The sequence below is a fragment of the Fibrobacter sp. genome (assembly GCA_012523595.1).
Lineage (GTDB): Bacteria > Fibrobacterota > Chitinivibrionia > Chitinivibrionales > Chitinispirillaceae > JAAYIG01.
The window spans coordinates 1-1,681 of record JAAYIG010000229.1; the positions used below are offsets into that span (position 1 = coordinate 1).

1 protein-coding gene is annotated in these 1,681 nt (G+C 45.8%); it reads left to right on the top strand.

The window, feature by feature from the left end; all coding sequences use genetic code 11:
* Positions 1–1,681: hypothetical protein (locus GX089_16195; protein NLP04036.1), on the top strand; the 1,681-nt coding region annotated here is incomplete at both ends.

Genomic DNA, 1,681 nt, shown 5'->3' on the forward strand with positions numbered 1-1,681 from the left:
CAGTAACGCTGGCTGGAAATGACCGTACTCAGATATACGCGCACGGCAATTTACAGCTGCAAGGCACCATAAATGGAAGCAGTTACATACTGCTTATTCGTGGAGACGGGAATGGAGTTATCAGTTCAAATGTAACGATCGGAAATACTGCACTCGTTAAAGCAGATGCCGGGTCCTGGACTGTCCGCTCCACCGGTAATCAATGGGGAAACACAGCCGTTGCTGTGGGTACTTTATCCCTGGGGGCCTCAAATGCTCTTCCTGAAAATACCATCCTTTCGATAGGACAACCAGATAACAGCGATGCAGCTTTTGATCTGAATGGCTACGACCAGACTGTAGCCGGCTTGGCTGACAACGGACAGATAGGTGGTTTACGGAAGATCACCAACAGCGGATCATCGGAATCTGAATTAACTATTAATAATTCTTCAGATTTTACCTATTCTAATCTGATTGAGGATGGATCAGGCAAGGTTTCTCTGATTAAAACCGGTAAAGGCACTCAGATCCTCTCCCGCACTTCACATACTTTTTCAGGGAAAACAGTTATAGAGAATGGAACACTGGCTGTTGCTTCCGAAGGTTCTATCTATAATGGAGGTATGATTGATGGTGAGATGATAATAAAAAGAGGAGGCACATTTAGAATAGACAGGCAGGATATCTTCGGTGGACATTTATCATTTCCATCTGTTACGATTACAATTGATTCCGGTGGAGTTTTAAAGAGTAACGGCTTTTTTAACACCCTTGGCCCCATTGTTTTAAACGGTGGGACATTACTGGCAGACGGCGGAGATTCGACATACGGCTGGGGAGTTTGGTCATTACATGGGAAAGTATCCGTAATTGGTTCAAATACTTCGTTTATTGCTACCGGGGCTGGTTCTGCAAACTATATCAAGATCGGGAATTGTAATGCAGGGGGTACAACTGAATTCGATGTAGCAGACAGTGCCTACGGTGATGATCTTGTTGTGAGTGCAGAGCTATGTGATGATATAGAGTCGGAGAGTCCTTATTCGAAGAATGTTACCAGTGGGCTTGTGAAGACTGGAAATGGAACTATGGTCCTTTCCGGTCACAATACTTTCACTGGCCCTGTAAATGTATCTGCAGGGACAATGAAGATCAATGGGTCTACAGACCCGGCCTGCACTGTAACAGTAAAGGGGACACTTTCCGGAACCGGAAATGCAGCTGGTGCGGTCACAGTTCTTGACAGCGGAACGATTTCTCCTGGAGATGAAGGTGCCGGAAAGCTCTCAACCGGACCACTCACTTTAAACAAATTTTCAAAACTGGTATTTCAACTGGGCAACAGCAGCGATCAATTGCAGGTAAACGGAGATCTTACTCTTGATGGTATATTGGATATTGTCCAATTGTCGGAGTTGAAAGAGAGCACATTTACTTTGATAACCTATAGCGGCGCGCTCCAGGATAATGGATTGAATATAGGCAGTGCTCCTGCGGGGCGTAAATACACTATTTCGGCTGGGGATGGAGCTGTTACCCTGAAAGTAATACAGACACCAGTTTACACCTGGGATGTTTCTGACGAGGCTGATTTTCAGGCTGGGAACGGTACCTGGGGTGAGAATGAATACTGGAGCATTGATGGAACAAAACTTGAACCATGGCCTGGAGAGGGACATACAGCCCGGTTTGCAGGCAG